Annotated in this window: 15 protein-coding genes; 10 read left to right on the forward strand and 5 right to left on the reverse strand. The window is 71.0% G+C overall.

The genetic code is table 11. The annotated features are described in order from the left end of the window. Positions 1-146 precede the first annotated feature (146 nt). The gene (locus tag E1288_RS27285; protein WP_132489909.1) at positions 147-1,760 is read right to left on the reverse strand and encodes a carboxyl transferase domain-containing protein; all 1,614 of its coding nucleotides are present in this window, start codon (positions 1,758-1,760) and stop codon (positions 147-149) included. An 86-nt stretch (positions 1,761-1,846) separates the two neighbouring features. Here E1288_RS27285 and E1288_RS27290 point away from each other — a divergent pair, with 86 nt between their 5' ends. Continuing rightward, positions 1,847-2,419 carry an SACE_7040 family transcriptional regulator gene (locus E1288_RS27290; protein ID WP_132489911.1) on the forward strand — a complete coding sequence of 191 codons (573 nt, stop codon included), beginning with the start codon at positions 1,847-1,849 and terminating at the stop codon, positions 2,417-2,419. Positions 2,420-2,425: 6 nt separating this feature from the next. On the opposite strand, the gene E1288_RS27295 is transcribed toward E1288_RS27290, so the two are convergent. Next, positions 2,426-3,811, reverse strand: coding sequence for an MFS transporter (locus E1288_RS27295; protein WP_132489913.1), 1,386 nt, complete (start codon positions 3,809-3,811; stop codon positions 2,426-2,428). A 127-nt stretch (positions 3,812-3,938) separates the two neighbouring features. On the opposite strand from E1288_RS27295, the gene E1288_RS27300 reads away from it, so the two are divergent. The 6 genes from E1288_RS27300 to E1288_RS27325 all read left to right on the forward strand — a co-directional run bounded on the left by E1288_RS27300 (position 3,939) and on the right by E1288_RS27325 (position 12,673). Further along, entirely contained in the window at positions 3,939-4,703 is a 765-nt protein-coding gene (locus tag E1288_RS27300; RefSeq protein WP_132489915.1) for an AraC family transcriptional regulator, read from the forward strand. 68 nt (positions 4,704-4,771) lie between these two features. Then, entirely contained in the window at positions 4,772-6,490 is a 1,719-nt protein-coding gene (ctaD, locus tag E1288_RS27305) for an aa3-type cytochrome oxidase subunit I (RefSeq protein WP_207954566.1), read from the forward strand. Positions 6,491-6,511: 21 nt separating this feature from the next. Then, positions 6,512-6,979, forward strand: a complete 468-nt coding sequence (locus tag E1288_RS27310) for a MarR family winged helix-turn-helix transcriptional regulator (RefSeq protein ID WP_132489917.1) — start codon at positions 6,512-6,514, stop codon at positions 6,977-6,979. A gap of 76 nt (positions 6,980-7,055) precedes the next feature. Next, a complete protein-coding gene (locus E1288_RS27315) occupies positions 7,056-8,207 on the forward strand; it encodes a sensor histidine kinase (RefSeq protein WP_207954567.1) in 1,152 nt (383 codons plus the stop codon). Continuing rightward, positions 8,174-8,875, forward strand: coding sequence for a response regulator (locus E1288_RS27320; protein ID WP_207954568.1), 702 nt, complete (start codon positions 8,174-8,176; stop codon positions 8,873-8,875). The genes E1288_RS27315 and E1288_RS27320 overlap by 34 nt, the downstream gene beginning before the upstream one ends. A 549-nt stretch (positions 8,876-9,424) precedes the next feature. Then, positions 9,425-12,673 (forward strand): efflux RND transporter permease subunit, encoded by a 3,249-nt coding sequence (locus tag E1288_RS27325; RefSeq protein ID WP_132489921.1) that lies wholly within the window; start codon positions 9,425-9,427, stop codon positions 12,671-12,673. Between the two features lie 40 nt (positions 12,674-12,713). On the opposite strand, the gene E1288_RS27330 is transcribed toward E1288_RS27325, so the two are convergent. Then, positions 12,714-14,120, reverse strand: coding sequence for an arylsulfotransferase family protein (locus E1288_RS27330; RefSeq protein WP_132489923.1), 1,407 nt, complete (start codon positions 14,118-14,120; stop codon positions 12,714-12,716). A gap of 395 nt (positions 14,121-14,515) precedes the next feature. Between E1288_RS27330 and E1288_RS27335 the strand changes: the two genes are divergently transcribed. Together E1288_RS27335 and E1288_RS27340 are read left to right on the forward strand one after the other, a co-directional pair. Further along, on the forward strand, positions 14,516-15,724 hold the full coding sequence (locus tag E1288_RS27335) for an MFS transporter (RefSeq protein ID WP_132489925.1): 1,209 nt from the start codon (positions 14,516-14,518) through the stop codon (positions 15,722-15,724). Between the two features lie 130 nt (positions 15,725-15,854). Beyond that, complete coding sequence (locus E1288_RS27340) at positions 15,855-16,685, forward strand: aldo/keto reductase (protein WP_132489927.1); 831 nt, start codon at positions 15,855-15,857, stop codon at positions 16,683-16,685. 104 nt (positions 16,686-16,789) lie between these two features. On the opposite strand, the gene E1288_RS27345 is transcribed toward E1288_RS27340, so the two are convergent. Both E1288_RS27345 and E1288_RS27350 read right to left on the reverse strand, forming a co-directional pair. After that, the gene (locus E1288_RS27345) at positions 16,790-17,935 is read right to left on the reverse strand and encodes an FAD-dependent monooxygenase (RefSeq protein WP_235883840.1); all 1,146 of its coding nucleotides are present in this window, start codon (positions 17,933-17,935) and stop codon (positions 16,790-16,792) included. A gap of 211 nt (positions 17,936-18,146) precedes the next feature. Then, entirely contained in the window at positions 18,147-18,344 is a 198-nt protein-coding gene (locus E1288_RS27350) for a hypothetical protein (protein ID WP_093269316.1), read from the reverse strand. 154 nt (positions 18,345-18,498) lie between these two features. Here E1288_RS27350 and E1288_RS27355 point away from each other — a divergent pair, with 154 nt between their 5' ends. After that, complete coding sequence (locus E1288_RS27355; protein ID WP_132489976.1) at positions 18,499-19,119, forward strand: YigZ family protein; 621 nt, start codon at positions 18,499-18,501, stop codon at positions 19,117-19,119. Positions 19,120-19,152: the final 33 nt, after the last annotated feature.

The raw sequence follows: 19,152 nt of genomic DNA on the forward strand, positions 1-19,152 counted from the left end.
TCTCAGGCGTCTTCTCGCGAGGGCAGCCCCGACGTGGTGAATTGGCATTCATGATGTCGGGGATCCCACAGCGAGAAGGCGACCGTGATTCCCGCAGGGGGGCCGCTACCCGCACCGCCACGCCAGGTGAGCCGCTCATTGGAAAATCACATCCGGAATACGCCGTAGGAGACGGGTTCCAAGGGGGCGTTGGCGGCCGCCGAGATCGCCAGGCCCAGGACCGTCCGGGTCTGCTTCGGGTCGATCACGCCGTCGTCCCACAGCCTCGCCGTCGCGTAGTACGGGTGGCCCTGGTGCTCGTACTGGTCGCGGATCGGCTGCTTGAACACTTCCTCGTCCTCGACCGGCCATTGCTCGCCGCGGGCGTCCAGCTGGTCGCGGCGCACCGTCGCCAGCACCGACGCCGCCTGCTCGCCGCCCATCACCGAGATCCGGGCGTTCGGCCACATCCACAGGAACCGCGGCGAGTACGCCCGGCCGCACATCGAGTAGTTGCCCGCCCCGAAGGAGCCGCCGATCACGACGGTGAACTTGGGGACCCGGGCGCAGGCCACCGCGGTGACCATCTTCGCGCCGTGCTTGGCGATGCCGCCCGCCTCGTACTCCTTGCCGACCATGAACCCGGAGATGTTCTGCAGGAAAACCAGCGGGATGGACCGCTTGTCGCACAGCTCGATGAAGTGCGCGCCCTTGAGCGCCGACTCGCTGAACAGGATCCCGTTGTTGGCGATGATGCCGACCGGGTGCCCGTGGATGCGGGCGAAGCCGGTCACCAGCGTCTGCCCGTAGTCGTGCTTGAACTCGGCGAACCGGCTGCCGTCGACGATCCGCGCGATCACCTCGCGCACGTCGTACGGGGTGCGGCTGTCGGTCGGCACCGCGCCGTAGAGCTCGTCGGGGTCGACCGCCGGCGCTTCGACCGGCGCGACGTCCCAGGGCCGGGACTCGCGGGGGCCGAGCGTGCTGACGATGGAGCGGACGATGCGCAGCGCGTCCGCGTCGTCGACGGCGAGGTGGTCGGTGACGCCGGAGGTGCGCGAGTGCAGCTCGCCGCCGCCGAGCTCCTCGGCGGTCACCTCGGCCCCGGTCGCGGCCTTCACCAGCGGCGGGCCGCCCAGGAAGATGGTGCCCTGCTCGCGGACGATCACCGCCTCGTCGCTCATCGCCGGGACGTAGGCGCCGCCCGCGGTGCACGAGCCCAGCACGGCGGCGATCTGCGGGATGCCCCGGGCCGACATCGTGGCCTGGTTGTAGAAGATCCGGCCGAAGTGCTCGCGGTCCGGGAACACCTCGTCCTGCCGGGGCAGGAACGCGCCGCCGGAGTCGACCAGGTAGAGGCACGGCAGGTTGTTGTGCAGCGCGACTTCCTGCGCGCGCAGGTGCTTCTTCACCGTGACCGGGTAGTAGGTGCCGCCCTTGACGGTGGCGTCGTTGGCCACGACCACGCATTCCCGCCCGGACACCCGGCCGATGCCGGTGATGATGCCCGCCGACGGCGCTTCGTCGTCGTACAGGCCGTGCGCGGCCATCGGCGAGAGCTCCAGGAACGGCGAGCCGCGGTCGAGCAGCGCGTCGACCCGGTCGCGGGGCAGCAGCTTGCCCCGTTCGACGTGCCGGATGCGGGCCTTCTCCGGCCCGCCCAGCCGGGCGCGGCCGAGCTGGGTGTTGAGGTCGTCGACGAGTTTCGCGTGCTGCTCGGTGTTGCGGGCGAACTCCGCCGAGTCCGGGTCCACGGCCGTGCGCAGGGCGGGCGCATCCATGCGGGGGCACCTTCCACCGGGAGTTAGTCATCGTTAACGCGACCGATGTTAACGATGACTAACACCTGCGTCTAGTATCGACGCTGATGTCCACCGATGCAGCCAAGCCGTCCCGCCGCGAGCAGATCCTCACCGCCGCGGCGGAGAAGTTCGCGCGCTCCGGCTTCCACGGCGTCGGCATCGACGACATCGGCGCCGCCGTCGGCATCTCCGGGCCCGGCCTGTACCGGCACTTCCGCAGCAAGGACGCGATGCTCGCGGAGCTGCTCACCGGCATCAGCGACCGGCTGCTGCTCGGCGGCCAGGACCGGGTGGGCGCCGCCGCGGACCCACGCGACGCGCTGGACCGGCTGGTGCGCTGGCACGTCGAGTTCGCGCTGGCCAACCCGGCGCTGATCACCGTGCACATGCGCGACCTGGACAGCCTCGCCGAGACCGACCGGCACAAGGTCCGCGAGCTGCAGCGCAGCTACGTCGAGGTCTGGGTGGACGTGCTGTGCCAGGTCCGGCCGGACCTGGACCGCCCGACCGCGCGCGCCGCCGCGCACGCGGTGTTCGGCCTGATCAACTCGACGCCCTACAGCGCCCACCTGGACGCCGAAGCGATGTCCCGGCTGCTGCACCGGATGGCCCTCGCCGCCATCGAGAACGCGGCCTGAGCAGGGTCACGCGCGGGAGCCCTTTCCGAGCAGTGCGGCGACGAGCAGCGCACCGAAGGCGAGGAGCGCAGCCGCGATGGTGAGCGCCAGCGAGAAACCCTCCGACGGATCGGCGTCCTGGGCGCGACCTGCGGCCAGGGCGACCAGCACCGCCACCCCCACTGCGCCGCCGACCTGCTGGACGGAGCTCAAGATGGCCGAGCCGAGGCCGGCGTCCTGCTCGGTGGTGCCCTCAACCGCGCCGATCGCCAGGGCGGGATTGCCCAGACCGCATCCGAGGCTCGTGACGAGCATGCCGGGCAGCACGACCGTCGCGTAGTCGTCGCCCGGTGCCACGCCGGCCAGCAGGAGCAGGCCGACCGCGCCGATCAGGAAGGCCGCGACGAGCGTCCGGCGCATCCCGAACCTGATCACCGCGCGGGACGAGAACCACAGGCCGGTGAGCATGCCGGCGGCGTAGGGCATGTAGGCGAGGCCGGCCCTCAGCGGCGGGTAACCGAGCACGGTCTGCAGGTGCACCATCAGCAGGAAGGCCATCGCGAAGAAGGCGGCGGAGAACAGCAACGACGCGCAGTTGGCCACCGCGCGGATGCGGACGGCCAGGAACGACAACGGCACGAGCGGTTCAGCAGCGCGCGCCTCGACCGCCACGAACGACGCTGCCAAGGCGCCAGCGAGGACGAGGGGGCCGACGGCGGCGATGTCGCCCCACCCCGAATCCGCGGTCTGGAGCAGGCCGTAGACCAGGGACACGAGGGCGCCGGTGCCCAGCACCGCGCCCGGAACGTCCACCCGTCCCGGCCGACCCGCCCGGCTCTCCGCGACGAGACGCGGGAGCAGCGCGAGGGCCGCGACCGCGATCGGCAGGTTGATCAGGAAGATCCAGCGCCAGGACGCGAGACCGGTCAGCGCGCCGGAAATCACCAGGCCCGCCGTGCCGCCCAGCCCGGCGATGCCGCCCCAGATGCCGAGCGCCCTGGCTCGCTCCTCGGAACCGGGGAACAGCAGCGTGATCAGCGCCAACGCGGCCGGGCTCGCCATGGCCGCGCCCGTGCCCTGGGCGAATCGTCCGGCCACGAGCTGCCAGGGCTCCTGCGCGATCCCGCAGACGAGGCTCGCCGCGCCGAACAGCGCCACACCGCTCAGGAAGACGCGGCGGCGGCCGAACAGGTCGGCCGCGCGGCCGAACAGCAGCAACAGGCCGCCGAAGGCGACGAAGTACGCGTTGACGACCCAGGTCAGGCCCGCGGCGCTGAAGCCGAGGTCGTCCCGGAGGCTGGACAGCGCGACGCTCACCACGGTGTCGTCCAGGACGAGCATGAACTGCACGAAGCACAGGACCACCAGGGCCGGCCCGCGGCGGCCTGCGGCCACGGTGGATGTCGTCGTCATTCCGTCGTCCTGTCGCGGCGCTCTTGGCGATGATCAGTCGGCATGCCACGACGCTATGCACCGGCCAATCTGTCCGCGATGCGCTACCAGGCCGAATGATGTCGCGCTGAGGACATAGGCTGGCGACATGGCCGAGGCAATCACGGGCGCCGTCCCGCCCGGGGTCGGGGCGATCGTCGTCGGCAACTTCCCGCTGTCGTCGGGGCAGTGGTTCGAGGAGCACAGCCATCCGCAGCACCAGCTGGCCTGGACCCGGCGCGGCGTGCTCGGCGTGGCCGTGGGGGACGTCCACTGGGTCCTGCCGCCCACCCTGGCGCTGTGGCTGCCCCGTGGGGTCGTGCACCGGACCGGCGCGACCCGCGATGCGGTGCTGAGCAGCCTCTACTTCGAGCCGGACCGGTGCGCCCTGGACTGGGCCGAGCCCACGCCGGTCGGGGTGGACGGGCTGCTGGCGCAGCTGATCGCGTACCTGGGCCGCGACGATCTCGCCGATGACGCGCGGCTGCGCGGCGAGGCGGTCGTGTTCGACCTGCTGCGCCCCCTGCCCGCCACGCCCATCGACGTGCCGCGCCCGGCCGACGAACGCGTCCGCGCCGTGGCGGATGCGCTGCTCGCCGACCCCGCGGACCAGCGGGGCATGGAAGCGCACGCCCGGGCCGTCGGGGTGAGCCGCCGCACCCTGACGCGGCTGTTCGTCCACGACACCGGCATGTCCTTCGACCGCTGGCGCACCCACGCGCGGCTCCGCGCCGCGCTGGCCCTCCTCGCCGAGGGCCGGCCGGTCTCGCGGGTCGCGCACGCCGTCGGGTACGCGACGCCGAGCGCGTTCCTCGCCGCGTTCAAACGCACCGTCGGGACGTCTCCGAGCCGCTACCTCGGCGGCGATGCCTAGCCCGGCCGATTGCGGGTGGTCGCGGGCGGGTTGAGACTGGGTTGGTCCCGGGTCCGCAGGAGACGAGCATGGCCACCGCCAGGATCGAACCCACCCAGGTTCCGACCCGGTCGCGCACCACGCCGCGACCGGTCAAGGGCAGGCGCTTGGTCCCGTGGCTGCGCACCACCGATCCCAAGGACATCGGGATCCTCTACCTGATCGCCTCGTTCTTCTTCTTCATCGCCGGCGGCGCGATGGCGCTGCTGATCCGCGGCGAACTCGCCGGGCCCGGACTGCAGTTCCTCTCCCAGGAGCAGTACAACCAGCTGTTCACCATGCACGGCACGATCATGCTGCTGCTGTTCGCCACGCCCATCGTGTTCGGCTTCGCCAACGTCGTGCTGCCGCTGCAGATCGGGGCGCCGGACGTGGCGTTCCCGCGGCTGAACGCGCTGTCGTTCTGGCTGTTCCTGTTCGGCGGGCTGATCGTGCTGAGCGGGTTCCTGCTGCCGGGCGGCGCCGCCGACTTCGGCTGGACCGCCTACGCGCCGCTATCGCGCGGGATGTTCAGCCAGGGACCGGGCGGCGACGTGTGGGCGGCCGGGCTGATCCTCAGCGGGCTGGGCACGATCCTGGGCGCCGTCAACATGATCACCACGCTGGTCTGCCTGCGCTGCCCCGGCATGACGATGTGGCGGATGCCGATCTTCTGCTGGAACATCCTGGCCACCAGCCTGCTGATCCTGATGGCGTTCCCGATCCTGGCCGCCGCGCTGTTCGGGCTCCTGGTCGACCGGCACCTCGGCGGGCACGCGTTCGACCCGGCCAACGGCGGCGCCATCCTGTTCCAGCACCTGTTCTGGTTCTTCGGTCACCCCGAGGTCTACATCGTGGCGCTGCCGTTCTTCGGCATCGTCACCGAGATCCTCCCGGTGTTCAGCCGGAAACCGCTGTTCGGCTACACCGGCCTGGTGTTCGCCACGCTGATGATCATGGGCTTGTCGATGATCGTGTGGGCGCACCACATGTTCGCCACCGGCGCGGTGCTGCTGCCGTTCTTCTCGTTCGCGACGTTCCTGATCGCGGTGCCGACCGGCATCAAGTTCTTCAACTGGATCGGCACCATGTGGCGCGGCCAGCTGACCTTCGAGTCGCCGATGCTGTTCTCGGTCGGCTTCCTGGTGACGTTCCTGCTGGGCGGGCTGACCGGCATCCTGCTCGCGGCGCCGCCGCTGGACTTCCACATCACCGACACCTACTTCGTGGTCGCGCACTTCCACTACGTGCTGTTCGGCACGATCGTGTTCGCGGTGTTCGCCGGGGTGTACTTCTGGTTCCCCAAGATGACCGGCCGGATGATGGACGAGCGGCTGGGCAAGCTGCACTTCTGGCTGACCTTCGTCGGGTTCCACACCACGTTCCTGGTGCAGCACTGGCTGGGCGCCGAGGGGATGCCGCGGCGCTACGCCGACTACCTGGCCTCCGACGGCTTCACCGCGCTGAACATCGTGTCGAGCATCGGCGCGTTCGTGCTGGGCGCTTCGATCCTGCCGTTCCTGTACAACGTCTTCACCAGCTACCGGTTCGGCGCGGTGGTCGACGTGGACGACCCGTGGGGGCACGGGAACTCGCTGGAGTGGGCCACGTCCTGCCCGCCGCCGCGGCACAACTTCGCCGCGCTGCCGCGGATCCGCTCGGTCCGGCCCGCGTTCGAGCTGCACTACCCGCACATGGTCGAGCGCATGGGTCGGGAGGCGCACGCCAGCCTGCGGCCCGGTGCGAAACAAGAATCGTTCGGCGAGTGAACGATTCTGTACAGTGTTCGCGTGGCAGCAGACCTCCCCGCGCCCGGTGTTTCGTTCCTGCTCACGCAGCTGGGCGCGCACGCCACGGCGAAGTTCGCCGCCCGCGTCGGCGAGCTCGGCCTGACCCCGCCCCAGGTGGGCATGCTGCGGATGATCTCCGCGCAGCCGGGCCTGAGCCAGCAGGCGCTGGCCGGGAACCTCGGGATGCTGCCGAGCAAGGTCGTCACGTTCGTCGACGAGCTGGAGGGCCGCGGCCTGGTCACCCGCACCCGCAGCACCCGCGACCGCCGGGTCCACGAGCTCACCCTCACCGAGGCGGGGACCGAGCTGCTGGACGAGGTCCACGCGGTGGCGGCCGAGCACGAGGCCGACTTCTGCCAGGCCCTCGACCAGGACGAACGGGCCCGGCTCAAGTCCCTCCTGGAGCGCCTGGCGAACAGCCACGACCTGACACCCGGCGTCCACCCCGGCTACCGCACCATCCGCTGACGTACTACCAGCGCGGTATCGACCGGTACGCCCCGGGGAAGACGCGTCGTCGCGGGCTCGTCCGTACCGTGAATGCGTGAACCAGCACGCGCGGCCCAGGCAGGTGTGGCTGGACGTCCTGCTCGCGGTGATCGTGTTCGCGATCATCGTCGGCACGTCGATGGTGAACCGGCCCGCCGAGCTGCCATGGACCGCCGGGCTCGGCGCCGTCCTGTGCGGCCTGCTCGTCTTCCGCCGCCGCTGGCCGATCCCGGTCCTCGCGTGCACCGGCCTCGGCTCGGTCGTCTACCTGGCTTTCGGCTCGCCGCCCCGCCCGCTCCTGCTCACCGCTCTGGTCGCGCTGTTCACCGTGGCGACGCTGTCCGAGCGGCGGACGGCCTGGACGGCGGGCGCGATCACCGCTGCGGCGCTGGCCGGGTCGTCACTGCTGTCGGCGCACTGGCCGTGGCTGCTGCCGGACGTGCTCGGCGTGCTCGCCTGGTCGGGCATGGCCATCGCCGCCGGAGACGCCGTGCGCAGCCGGCGGGCGTATGTGGCCGAGATCGAGGAGCGCGCCCGGCGCGCGGAGCGGAACCGGGACGAAGAGGCGCGGCGGCGCGTCGTGGAGGAGCGGCTGCGCATCGCGCGCGAACTGCACGACGTGCTCGCGCACCACATCGCGTTGATCAACGTCCAGGCCGGCGTGGCCGCGCACATGCTCGACAGCGAGCCGCAGCAGAGCCGGACCGCGCTGGCGCACATCCGGACCGCGAGCCGCTCCGCGCTGGAAGGCCTGCGCACGACGGTCGGGTTGCTGCGGCAGGACGGCGAGTCCGTCGCGCCGACGGCTCCGACGGCGGGGCTCGCGCAGCTCGATGAGCTGATCTCGTCGTTCCGCAGCGCCGGGCTGGTGGTCGAAACCGCCGTCGAAGGCACCGCCGCGGCCTTGCCGGACGCGGTGGATCTGGCCGCCTACCGGGTGATCCAGGAATCGCTGACCAACGTGCACAAGCACGCCGGGCCGGCGACCGCCACCGTGCACCTCGACTACACCGGCACCGAGCTCCGGCTGTCCGTCGTCGACGACGGTCGCGGCGCTCCCTCGGTGGACGCCGGGCAGGGGCACGGCATCATCGGCATGCGGGAACGGGTGACCGCGCTCGGCGGCCGGCTCGCCGCAGGCCCGCGAACCGCAGGAGGATTTCAAGTGCAGGCATGCCTTCCGCTGCCGAAGGACGACCGGTCGTGACCATCCGCGTGCTGCTCGCCGACGACCAGTCCCTGGTGCGGGCCGGATTCCGGGTGCTCATCGACTCCGCGCCCGACCTGGCGGTCGTCGGCGAGGCTTCCACCGGCCGGGAGGCGGTCTCGCTGGCCCGCAGCACCCGGGCCGACGTGGTGCTGATGGACATCCGGATGCCCGACCTCGACGGGCTGGCCGCGACCCGCGAGATCACCGCCGACGAAGACCTGGCCGGGGTCCGGGTGCTGGTCCTGACGACCTTCGAGATCGACGAGTACGTGTTCGCCGCGCTGCGGGCGGGCGCGAGCGGATTCCTCGGCAAGGGTGTGGAACCCGAAGAGCTCATCGACGCGGTCCGCGTCGTCGCGGGCGGCGAGGCGCTCCTCTCGCCGCTGGCGGTGCGCAGCCTGATCGCCCGGTTCCTGGCGCAGCCGGAGCAGCCGGTCGACGCCGATCCGCAGCGGCTCGCGGTGCTGACCGCGCGGGAGCGCGAGGTGTTGGTGCTGGTCGCCGCCGGGTTGTCGAACGAGGAGATCGCGGAGCGGCTGTTCGTCAGCCCGCTGACCGCGAAGACCCACGTGAACCGGTCGATGATGAAGCTCGGCGCGCGGGACCGCGCCCAGCTGGTGGTGATCGCTTACGAAACCGGCCTGGTCCGCCCTGGCGCCGCCTGATCCGGAAGCTTTCTTCCAGCCCCACCACCCACACCGGTGCCGGTATCGGAACCCCGCAATTTCAATGGAAATCAGAGGTCCGATTTCCATTGAAATTGCGGAAGTTGTCCACAGCCGTCGGAGTGTCATGGCCCGACACGCCGGTGGTCCGCAAGTTCCATTGAAATCGAAGGTTCGATTTCAATGGAACTTGCGGGACACCCGATGGGTGGGGGACGGGGCGCCTCTGGAGGCGCTTGGGGCGTCGGTACTGCGTTCGCAGTACGTCGAGGTGTCCGCGTTGGGCGGACGCGAATTCCGTTCCCACCGACCATCGTGGACACCGGGCGACCGGCACCGCCGCCTGGTCACCCGTGCTGCGCATGCCGCGGACCGATGCCGATCGGCTCGGGTCGGCGGACACTGCCGCGGTGCGAGGTGAGTCCCACACCGGCGAGCGGGCGACTCCGCTCCCGGAACCGAACCTGCGCGGATTCGGGCCTGCCCAGCGGCTTGGCGGCATGCGAACCCGGTCCACGCGGCCCGCCGATCTGAAGGAACCACCCCGACATGTCCGCACTAGCCAGACTGAGCCTCGCCAATCGGAGCCTCGTGGCGCTCATCGCGCTCGTCGTCGCCGGGTTCGGGGCGGTCGCCGTCCCCGCGCTCAAGCAGCAGCTGCTGCCGCCGATCGAGCTCCCGATGGCGTCGGTGATCGCCGCCTATCCGGGCGCCTCCCCCGAGGTGGTCGAGCAGCAGGTCACCGTCCCAGTGGAGGACAGCCTGCGCGGCATTCCCGGCATCACCGGCACGACATCGACCTCTCGCGAGTCGTCGGCCTCGGTGCGGGTGGAGTTCGAGTACGGCACCGACATCGACGAGGCGCTGGGGCAGCTGCAGCGGTCCGTGTCGCGGATCCAGGCGCAGCTGCCGGAAGGCGTGGAGCCGCAGGTCGTCGCCGGCAGCACCGCGGACCTGCCGGTGGTGACCCTGGCCGCCGGTACGCCCGGTGACCAGCAGCAACTCGCCGCTCGGCTGGACGAGCGAGTGGTGCCGGAGCTGGAGAGCATCGACGGTGTCCGGGACGCCGCCGTCTCCGGCACCCGGCAGCAGGTCGTCACGATCGTCCCGGACAACGCCGAGCTCGCCGCCGCCGGATTGAGCCCCAGCGCGATCGGCACCGCCCTGCGATCGGCCGCCTCGCCGGTGCCCGGCGGCACGTTGACCGAGCACGGGCAGACGTTGACCGTCCAAACAGGACGCGCACCGAGCACCGTCGACGACCTGCGGAACCTCTACCTCAGCCCCGCCCAGGCCGGGGCCCGGCAGCAGCCCGTGCGGCTGGGCGACGTCGCGGAGGTGACCGCCGAACTGGCCGCCCCGACGTCTCTGACCAGGACCAACGGCCAGCCCAGCCTCGGCGTGTCGGTGACCATGAAGCCGGACGGCAACGCGGTCACCATCTCGCACGAGGTGCGCGACCGGCTGCCGGAGCTGACCGCCGCGCTCGGCTCGGGCGCCGCCCTGACCGTGGTCTTCGACCAGGCGCCGGCGATCGAGAAGTCGATCGAGAGCGTCACCACCGAGGGCCTGCTCGGGCTGGCCATGGCGGTCGTCGTGATCCTGGTGTTCCTGCTGTCGATCCGATCGACCCTGGTCACGGCCGTGTCGATCCCGCTGTCGGTGCTGATCGCGCTGATCGCGCTGTGGACCGGTGACCTGTCGCTGAACATGCTGACCCTCGGCGCGCTGACCATCGCGGTCGGCCGTGTGGTGGACGACTCGATCGTGGTGTTGGAGAACATCAAGCGGCACCTCTCCTACGGCGAGGACAAGCGCCGCGCGGTGCTCGGCGCGGTCCGCGAGGTGGCCGGCGCGGTCACCGCCTCGACGCTGACCACGGTCGCCGTGTTCCTGCCGATCGCCCTGGTCGGCGGCATGGTCGGCCAGCTGTTCAGCTCGTTCGCGATCACCGTCACGGTGGCCCTGCTCGCGTCGCTGCTGGTGTCGCTCACGGTGATCCCGGTGCTGGCGTACTGGTTCCTGGAAACGCCGTCGCGGCACGTCGACGTCGAGGCCGTTCGCCGCGAAGCCGAGGAGCGCGAGCAGCGCGGCCTGCTGCAACGCTGCTACGTCCCGGTGATCGCCTTCGCCACCCGCTTCCGCTGGACCACCGTCGCGCTCGCTTTGGTGGTCCTGGTCGGCACGCTCGGGCTGGTGCCGCTGCTGCAGACCAACTTCCTCAGCCCGGCCGACCAGAACACGCTGCGCATCAGCCAGCAGCTGCCCGTCGGGAGCAGTCTGGAGGCCACCGACGCCGCGGCGAAGCAGGTCGAGAACGTGCTCGCCGACTTCCGCGAGATCGAGTCCTACCAGGTCAGCATCGGCGGCGCCGGCGGGCCGTTCGGCGCGATCGCCGGTCTCATGGGCGCGGGCAGCGGCGCCTCGACGGCCAGCTTCTCGCTCACCCTCGACGATGACGCCGACTCGACCGAGCTGTCCGACGAGATCCGGGAGCGGCTCGCCGGGCTGACCGACGCGGGCAAGATCACCATCGACCAGGAGGGCGGCGTCGGCGGCAGCAAGCTGCAGGTCATCGTGCAGGGCTCCGACCAGGCCGAACTGGCCGCGGCGGCGGATTCGGTGCAGCGCGCGATGAGCGAAACGCCGGGCGTCACCGACGTCACCGGCAACCTCGGCGACAGCGCGCCGCGCATCGACGTCAACGTCCGGGATGCCGACGCCGCGCGCTACGGGCTGACCGAGGCGACCATCGGGCAGGCCGTCGCGCAGGCGATGCAGGGCGCCACCCTGACCGAGCTGACGATCGACGGCTCGCCGCACGACGTGGTGCTCCGGGGCAGCGATGCGCCTGCCGGGCTGGATGCGCTGCGGGCGCTCCCGCTGCCGACGGCCACCGGCACGGTGCGGCTCGACCGGGTCGCCGACGTCGGCCAGATCGATGGGCCACAGGAGCTCACCCGCACCGATCGCGACCGCAGCGTCACCATCAGCGGCAACGTGACCGCGGCCGACCTCGGCTCGACCACCGCGGATCTGCAGGAGCGGCTCGCCGACCTCGACCTGCCCGCCGGGGCGTCCTACGAGCTCGGCGGCGTCAGCTCCGACCAGCAGGAAGCGTTCGGGCAGCTCGGGCTGGCGCTGGCGGCGGCCATCGCGATCGTCTTCCTGATCATGGTCGGCACCTTCCGCAGCCTGGTGCAGCCGCTGATCCTGCTGGTGTCGGTGCCCTTCGCGGCGACCGGCGCGATCGGGTTGCTGCTGGTCACCGGCACCCCGCTGGGCGTGCCCGCGCTGATCGGCATGCTGATGCTGGTCGGCATCGTGGTCACCAACGCGATCGTGCTGGTGGACCTGATCAACCAGTACCGGGCGGACGGGGCGAGCATCCGGCAGGCGGTGATCGACGGCGGCCGGCGGCGGCTGCGCCCGATCCTGATGACCGCGGCGGCGACCATCTTCGCCCTGATCCCGATGGCCATCGGGATCACCGGCGGCGACGGCGGATTCATCGGCAAACCGCTGGCAATCGTGGTCATCGGCGGGTTGATCAGCTCCACGCTGCTGACCCTGGTGCTGGTGCCGACGCTGTACACGATGGTCGAGACGGCCAAGGAGAACGCGCGGCGCCGACGCGAGTCGCGCCGGTCCCGCACGAATGGTGCTGCCGAGCCGGCTGCCGCCCTGCTGGCGAAGCTGGAGCAGGAGAACGCCGAACTCCGCCGGAGCAACGAATCGCTGAAGGAGACCTCCGTGCAGCTGACGAAGGAGCTCGACCAGCTGCGTCCCCAGCGGTGATCGCGCCGCCGTGCGCCGGGCACGACCCGGCGCACGGCGGTCACCCCGCCGGAGCCGGTTCGGAGCGGGCTAGGACCTGGCCGCTGGCGTCGAGGGCTTCGACCGCCGCGAAGGCCTCCGGTGCCGGTAGCGCAGCCGCGGTTTCGAAGCCCGCCCTCGGCACGTCCGTGATCGGCCGGAGCTGGTCCGGGGCCGGGCCCGCCAGGATTCGCCAGGCTCGGACTTCGGTGGCTCCGTTCCAGCTCGCGTACACCGTCGCGACGCCGTCCGCTTCGCGCAGCGCCGCCACCGGTGGCTCGGTGGGCGCTCCGGTCCAGGCCAGCCGGAAGGCCCGGTAGGAGGGCATGCCGTCGCCGAACGAGCCGTGCAGCGCCACCGCCCCGCTCTGGTCGAACTCGGTGAACTGCGGCTGCGAGCCCCAGCCGACGAAGCTGTTGCCGCCCAGCAGCACCTGGTGGTCGCCCTGGCTGACGCTGGTGTCGCCGCCGGGGTGCGGGAAGGCCCGCGCCAGCCGGGCGGTGCGCGCCTGCTGGTCGACGTCCAGCACGATCGCCCGCGACACCGGGCCGGGCTCGCTGGCCGCGTTGTCGAACAGGCTCATGGTTCCGTCGGGCAGCCAGCGCGCGTCGTGCTGCCTGGCGAATGCCGCGTCCGGATCGACCGCGAAGTCGCTGCGGGTGCCGCCGAGCCGCCACCGCACGTCGCCGGTGGCGCGGTCCAGCAGGTACAGCGCGTCGGTGTGCCGGGCGGAGATCAGCAGGTTGCCCGCCGAGTCCTCGGTGATCGAGTTGAGGTGGATGTAGTCGTACGGCGCGGCGGGATCCTCCGGCAGCGGCACCGTCGACTCCTCCGGCGCGACGTGGTCGAGGCTGCGCCAGTCGAACAGCACCTCGCCGGTGGCGATGTCGATCTCCTGCACGACGCCTTCCACGACGGGCCGGTCCCGCTGCACCGTGTGGTAGGCGATGATCAGCGCGGTGTCGCGCGGCGTGATGACCATCTCGTGCAGGTCGGCGCGCAGCCCGCCACCCGCGTCGACCTTGCCGATCTGCCGGTAGGAGCGGTCGCGGATGACGTACTCGCCCTCGCCGTAGCCGGGGTGCGGCGCGCCCTGCCACCAGGTGAGCACGGGCTCGCCCCGGTAGGCCTGCGCCTTGAGGTCCATTGTGAACAGTCCGGCGCCGTCGCCGACCGGCTCGGACCACACCGGCTGCCCGGTGTCGTCGATGATCATCGGCCCGCTCTGGGCGGCGGTGCCGTGGGGCGCGAGGAAGATGTAGCCGGGCTCGGTGCCGTTCGCCGGGGTGTCGATGCGCACCACCGGCGGGTTCAGGTCCGGCCTGGTGACGAAGCGGTGCGGTTCCGGCGGCGCGGCGACGCCGGGTGTGGCGGCCGCCACCAGCAGCGCCAGCGCCGCCGTCATGACCGCGAGGGCTTTCGAGCGCATCGGACCTCCGTACGCCTGGGGATCGGTCCGAGAGCTATCACCGATCGGCGGGCGGCCGACAGCCTGTTGCGAAAAGTTTCCACGTTCTGCTTTTTGCCAGAGTGCACAACGCGACCACTCCCCGGATGTGCACCGCGCACCGATTCGGGTCCACTGTGGATGGAAGGTTTTCCTTGCCTGCTCGGCTGAACGAGCGGTTTCCGACGTGGCGCGGTTCATAACCGCTTCGGGAACAGCGGGGCGCCGGACTACTGTTGAACACGCCTGGGGAGCGCCACCGACAGTCGACTTCCTGAATCGTTCTCGAAGACCGGAACGCGACGCGCACCCCCGTGCGCCCGACCGGCGAGGACGCAAAGAACCAGTCCGGCACGTTCGTTTCAGGGGAGACTTCCTTGCCCATTGCCCTGTTGGCCCTGGCCATCGCCGCATTCGGGATTGGAACGACCGAGTTCGTGATGATGGGCCTGCTGCCCGAGGTCGCCACCGATCTGCAGGTGTCGATCCCCGACGCCGGCGGCTACATCTCGCTGTACGCACTCGGCGTGGTGATCGGCGCACCGCTGCTGACCATGCTGGGCATGCGGTTCAAGCGCAAGACGATGCTGCTGAGCATGCTCGTGCTGTTCACCGTCGGGAACCTGTGCTCGGCGTTCGCGCCGACCCACGAGCTGCTGCTCGGCGCCCGGTTCCTCGCCGGCCTGCCGCACGGCGTGTTCTTCGGCATCGGCGCCGTGGTCGCCGCGAGCCTGGTCGCCACCGACAAGCGCGCGCAGGCCATCTCGATGATGTTCATCGGCCTCACCGTGGCGAACATCGTCGGCGTCCCGGTCGGCACGCTGCTCGGCCAGGCGCTCGGCTGGCGCTGGGCGTTCGGCCTGGTCGCGGTCATCGGCGTGGTCGCGCTGGCCGCGGTCGCGGCGCTGGTGCCCGACCAGCCCAAGCCCGCCGACGTCAGCGTGCGCGGCGAGCTGCGCGCGTTCCGCCGCCCGCAGGTCTGGCTGGCGTTCGCGGTCGTCGTCTTCGGCTTCGCCGCGACGTTCTCCTTCTACAGCTACATCAAGCCGGTGCTGACCGACGTAACCGGCTACTCGCCGACCGCGGTCACGCTGCTGCTCGCGCTGTTCGGCGTCGGCATGACCGTGGGCACCGCGGTCGGCGGGCGGCTCGCCGACAAGGCCCCGATGAAGACGCTGTACGTCTTCCTCGGCGCGCTGGCGGCCTGCCTGGCGCTGTTCGTGGTGACCGCGCACAGCGCGGTGCTGGCGCCGGTCACGGTGTTCCTGATCGGCGCGACCGGGTTCGCGGCGATCCCCAGCATCCAGGCGCGGATCCTCGACCAGGCCAAGGAGGCGCCGGCGCTGGGCTCGGCGAGCATCCAGTCGACCTTCAACATCGCCAACTCGCTGGGCGCCTACCTCGGCGGCGTGGTGATCGCGGCCGGCCTCGGGCTGACCGCGCCGAGCTGGGTCGGCGCCCTGCTCGCGGTGGTCGGCCTGGGCTTCGCGCTGGTCTCCGGCTGGCTGGACCGGCGGCCGCAGCGGACCGGGGCGACCGTCTCGCACCGCGCCGCGCAGCCCACCGAGTCGGTCGAGGTCGGCTGAGGCTTCCCGCGGAACAGATCGGCTAGCCGGGGCCGACCGCACCTAATACGGTGGCCGCAGGGCGGACACCAGCCCGCGAACGCGGATTCGCGGGGCGAACAATCCGACATCGGCGGAGGAAAACACCCCCATGACACAGGTTCCGAACGTCACGCTGAACACCGGCGCACAGATGCCGCAGCTGGGCTACGGCGTCTTCCAGGTCCCGGCCGACCAGGTCGTCGAGCCGGTGCGGGCGGCGCTGCAGGCCGGGTACCGCAGCATCGACACGGCCGCGGCGTACGGCAACGAGGAAGGCGTGGGCAAGGCGATCGCCGAATCGGGCCTGAAGCGCGAGGAACTGTTCGTGACCACGAAGCTCTGGAACGACTCGCAGGGCTACGACAGCACGCTGAAGGCGTTCGACGAGAGCCTCACCAAGCTCGGGCTCGACCACGTCGACCTGTACCTGATCCACTGGCCGGTGGCGCCCAAGGACAAGTACGTGGCGACCTGGAAGGCCTTCCAGCAGCTGCACGCCGACGGCCGGGCCAAGGCGATCGGCGTGTCGAACTTCCAGATCCCGCACCTGCGCCGGCTGTTCGAGGAGACCGACGTGGTGCCCGCGGTCAACCAGATCGAGCTGCACCCGAACCTGCCGCAGGCCGATCTGCGCGCGTTCCACGCCGAGCACGACATCGCCACCGAGGCGTGGAGCCCGCTGGGCCAGGGCAGGGGCCTGCTGGACGACGCCACGCTGGCCTCGCTGGCCGAGAAGTACGGCAAGAGCCCGGCGCAGATCGTGCTGCGCTGGCAGATCCAGCTCGGCAACATCGCGATCCCGAAGTCGGTCACGCCGTCGCGGATCAAGGAGAACCTCGAGGTCTTCGACTTCGAGCTCGCCGACGACGACGTCGCGGCCATCACGGCGCTGAAGACCGGCGTGCGCGTCGGACCCGACCCGGACGTCTTCGGCAGCTGACCCGCACCTTTCAAGGCCCTCCTCGTCGCTCGGCGGGGAGGGCTTCTTCAGCCCTGTGCGCACTTTGTGTTGCCATGGCGACACGAAGTACTCACGGGCACTGCTCAGGCGGCCTGGACGCTGGGGCGGGCCAGGCGGAGGACGTCGCTACCGGAGCGCAGCGACGCCACCTGGCTGCGGGTCGCCAGCCACCTCGGGAACTTCGCCAAGCGCTGCAGAGGCGTGCTGCGCTGCGCCGATGTCAGCGCCGCGGTGCGCGACACCTTCAGCGCGCGGGGACGGCGCTCCTGCTCGTAGGCACGCAGCAGCTCCGCCGGTTCTCTGTCCACAACGGACAGGAACTGGGTGAGCAGCCAGGCGTCTTCCAGCGTCTGGTTGGCCGCTTGCGCCACGGCGGGCGGCATCGCGTGCACCGCGTCGCCCAGCAGCGTGCTGCGCGGGCCGCCCCAGACCTGGGGCACCTTGTGCCGGATGTGCGGGAAGAACCCGAGGTCGTCGTCGGTGACCGAGGCCAGCAGCGCCTCGACGGGATCGGGCCAGCCGCGGAAGGCCCGCTGCAGCTCAGCGACGGAGAGCACCGGGTCGCCGTCCTTCCAGGGCATGTCGAACCACCAGTGCAGCAGCCCGTCGCCGGTCGGGATCAGGCCGCAGTGCGCGTAGCGGCCGGCGATGTTGAGCGTCTGGTGGCCGTGCGCGACCGGGAGGTCGCTGCGGGTCAGTCCCTGCCAGCTGGCCCAGCCGGTGGGCCGCGCCGGTTCGCCGCCCAGCACCTCGCGGCGCACCACCGAGCGCTGCCCGTCGGCGCCGATCAGCAGGTCACCGGTGGCCGAGCTGCCATCGGCGAACTGGACAACGACGTGGTCCGGATGCTCGGTGACGCCGACGCAACGGCGGCCGAAGTGCAGCACGCCCGGCGGCAGCGCGGCGGCCATCTCCGCGATCAGCTCGCGGCGCGGGATCTGCACCGTGGGCGACCCCAGGCGCTCGGTGACCTCGTCGAGGTCGGCCTCCCAGAGCAGCCGGCCGGATTCGGTGACCGAGCGGAGGCTGTGCAGCGGGTGACCGGCCGGTTCGATGTCGACGCCGAGGCCGCGCAGCGCCGCCGTGCCGTTGCTCCACACCGTGATGCCCGCACCCGTGGTGCGCAGGGCGTCCGCGTGCTCGAAGACCTGCACGTCGTGGCCCTTGCCGAGCAACCCGTTGGCGATGGCGAGTCCCCCGACTCCGGCCCCGATCACGAGAACCCGCATCGTCTCCATCCGTCGTCCCGACGTCGGTTATCAACGACGATTTTATCGACTCGACCGGAAGTACCGAATTGTCCTTGCTCACACCACGCGCTAGCGAGAATCGATCAAGGAATACGCTACACCTGGTGAATGCCCCAGGGGACATATCGGGACCCACCAGCAGACCGGCGGCCCACGGGTTGACAACGCTGCTCCAGCGGCCGGGATGCCGTCAGGCCGCTTCCAGGAATCTCCCCGCGACCAAGCCGGGCTCGTCGCCTCCGTCGAACCGCACCCACAGGACGGGACCGTCGAAGACCTCCGGAAGACCGGTGGCGGTCTCCACCACCGTGCCGACCTGATCACGGAACCGGCCGAACGTGGCGCGCACCCGCACGCCTGGTTCAAACGGGCTCGATGACTGCTCCATGAGGGGGGACGTTACGTGCCCGCGGGCCGCAACGGAAATCGCCTCCGCCCCGAGCTCCCATCATCGCGCTGACCTGCACTGTTGCCGGAGTGGGAGGATGGACGGGGAGGACCGCCGCGCGACAGTGAGCGGCATCACCTGGCGAAGGGGACGGATGCGGACGATCAAGCGGCCGGGCGAGCACGAGCTGGAGGTCAAGAAGTCCCGCTTCCTGTGCGCGCTGGCGCGGGCCACCAGCGAGGCCGAGGCCCGGGAGTTCATCCAGCAGCGGCGCAAGCTGCACCACGACGCGCGGCACCACTGCTCCGCCTTCGTCCTCGGTGACGCCGGCGAGTTCCAGAAATCCAGCGACGACGGAGAGCCGGCGGGCACCGCGGGCGTGCCGATGCTGGAAGTGCTGCGCCGCAACGAGATCACCAACTCGGTCGCCGTGGTGACCCGCTACTTCGGCGGGGTGCTGCTCGGCGCGGGCGGCCTGGTGCGCGCCTACGGCGGCGCGGTGTCGGCGGCCCTGGACCACGTCGGCCTGGTCGAACGCCGCCCGGTCCGCGTCGTCGAGACCACAGTGGACTACCTGCTGGCCGGGAAGCTCGACAACGATCTGCGTTCGGCCGGCCACCAGGTGGCCGGCACGGACTACCAGGAAGAGGTCCGCTTCCGCATCAACGTCCCGGAGTCCGAAGTGGACGAATTCCGGACCTGGCTGGCGGAGACCACCGGCGGCGCCGCCGAAGCAGAACTCGGCGACCTCGGCTACGCCGAGGTCGACATCTGACGCCTTACCGCCATTCGGCCTAATACTTTCTAT

Source organism: Saccharopolyspora elongata (assembly GCF_004348985.1).
GTDB classification, from domain to species: domain Bacteria; phylum Actinomycetota; class Actinomycetes; order Mycobacteriales; family Pseudonocardiaceae; genus Saccharopolyspora; species Saccharopolyspora elongata.

Excerpts from the sequence above, each read along its gene's own strand:
- E1288_RS27330 (WP_132489923.1), bottom strand. The coding sequence starts at position 14,120 with ATGCGCTCGAAAGCCCTCGCGGTCATGACGGCGGCGCTGGCGCTGCTG.
- E1288_RS27300 (WP_132489915.1), top strand. The coding sequence starts at position 3,939 with ATGGCCGAGGCAATCACGGGCGCCGTCCCGCCCGGGGTCGGGGCGATC.
- E1288_RS27355 (WP_132489976.1), top strand. The coding sequence starts at position 18,499 with ATGCGGACGATCAAGCGGCCGGGCGAGCACGAGCTGGAGGTCAAGAAG.
- E1288_RS27295 (WP_132489913.1), bottom strand. The coding sequence starts at position 3,811 with ATGACGACGACATCCACCGTGGCCGCAGGCCGCCGCGGGCCGGCCCTG.
- E1288_RS27325 (WP_132489921.1), top strand. The coding sequence starts at position 9,425 with ATGTCCGCACTAGCCAGACTGAGCCTCGCCAATCGGAGCCTCGTGGCG.
- E1288_RS27285 (WP_132489909.1), bottom strand. The coding sequence starts at position 1,760 with ATGGATGCGCCCGCCCTGCGCACGGCCGTGGACCCGGACTCGGCGGAG.
- E1288_RS27350 (WP_093269316.1), bottom strand. The coding sequence starts at position 18,344 with ATGGAGCAGTCATCGAGCCCGTTTGAACCAGGCGTGCGGGTGCGCGCC.
- E1288_RS27320 (WP_207954568.1), top strand. The coding sequence starts at position 8,174 with ATGCCTTCCGCTGCCGAAGGACGACCGGTCGTGACCATCCGCGTGCTG.
- E1288_RS27340 (WP_132489927.1), top strand. The coding sequence starts at position 15,855 with ATGACACAGGTTCCGAACGTCACGCTGAACACCGGCGCACAGATGCCG.
- ctaD (WP_207954566.1), top strand. The coding sequence starts at position 4,772 with ATGGCCACCGCCAGGATCGAACCCACCCAGGTTCCGACCCGGTCGCGC.
- E1288_RS27345 (WP_235883840.1), bottom strand. The coding sequence starts at position 17,935 with ATGCGGGTTCTCGTGATCGGGGCCGGAGTCGGGGGACTCGCCATCGCC.
- E1288_RS27290 (WP_132489911.1), top strand. The coding sequence starts at position 1,847 with ATGTCCACCGATGCAGCCAAGCCGTCCCGCCGCGAGCAGATCCTCACC.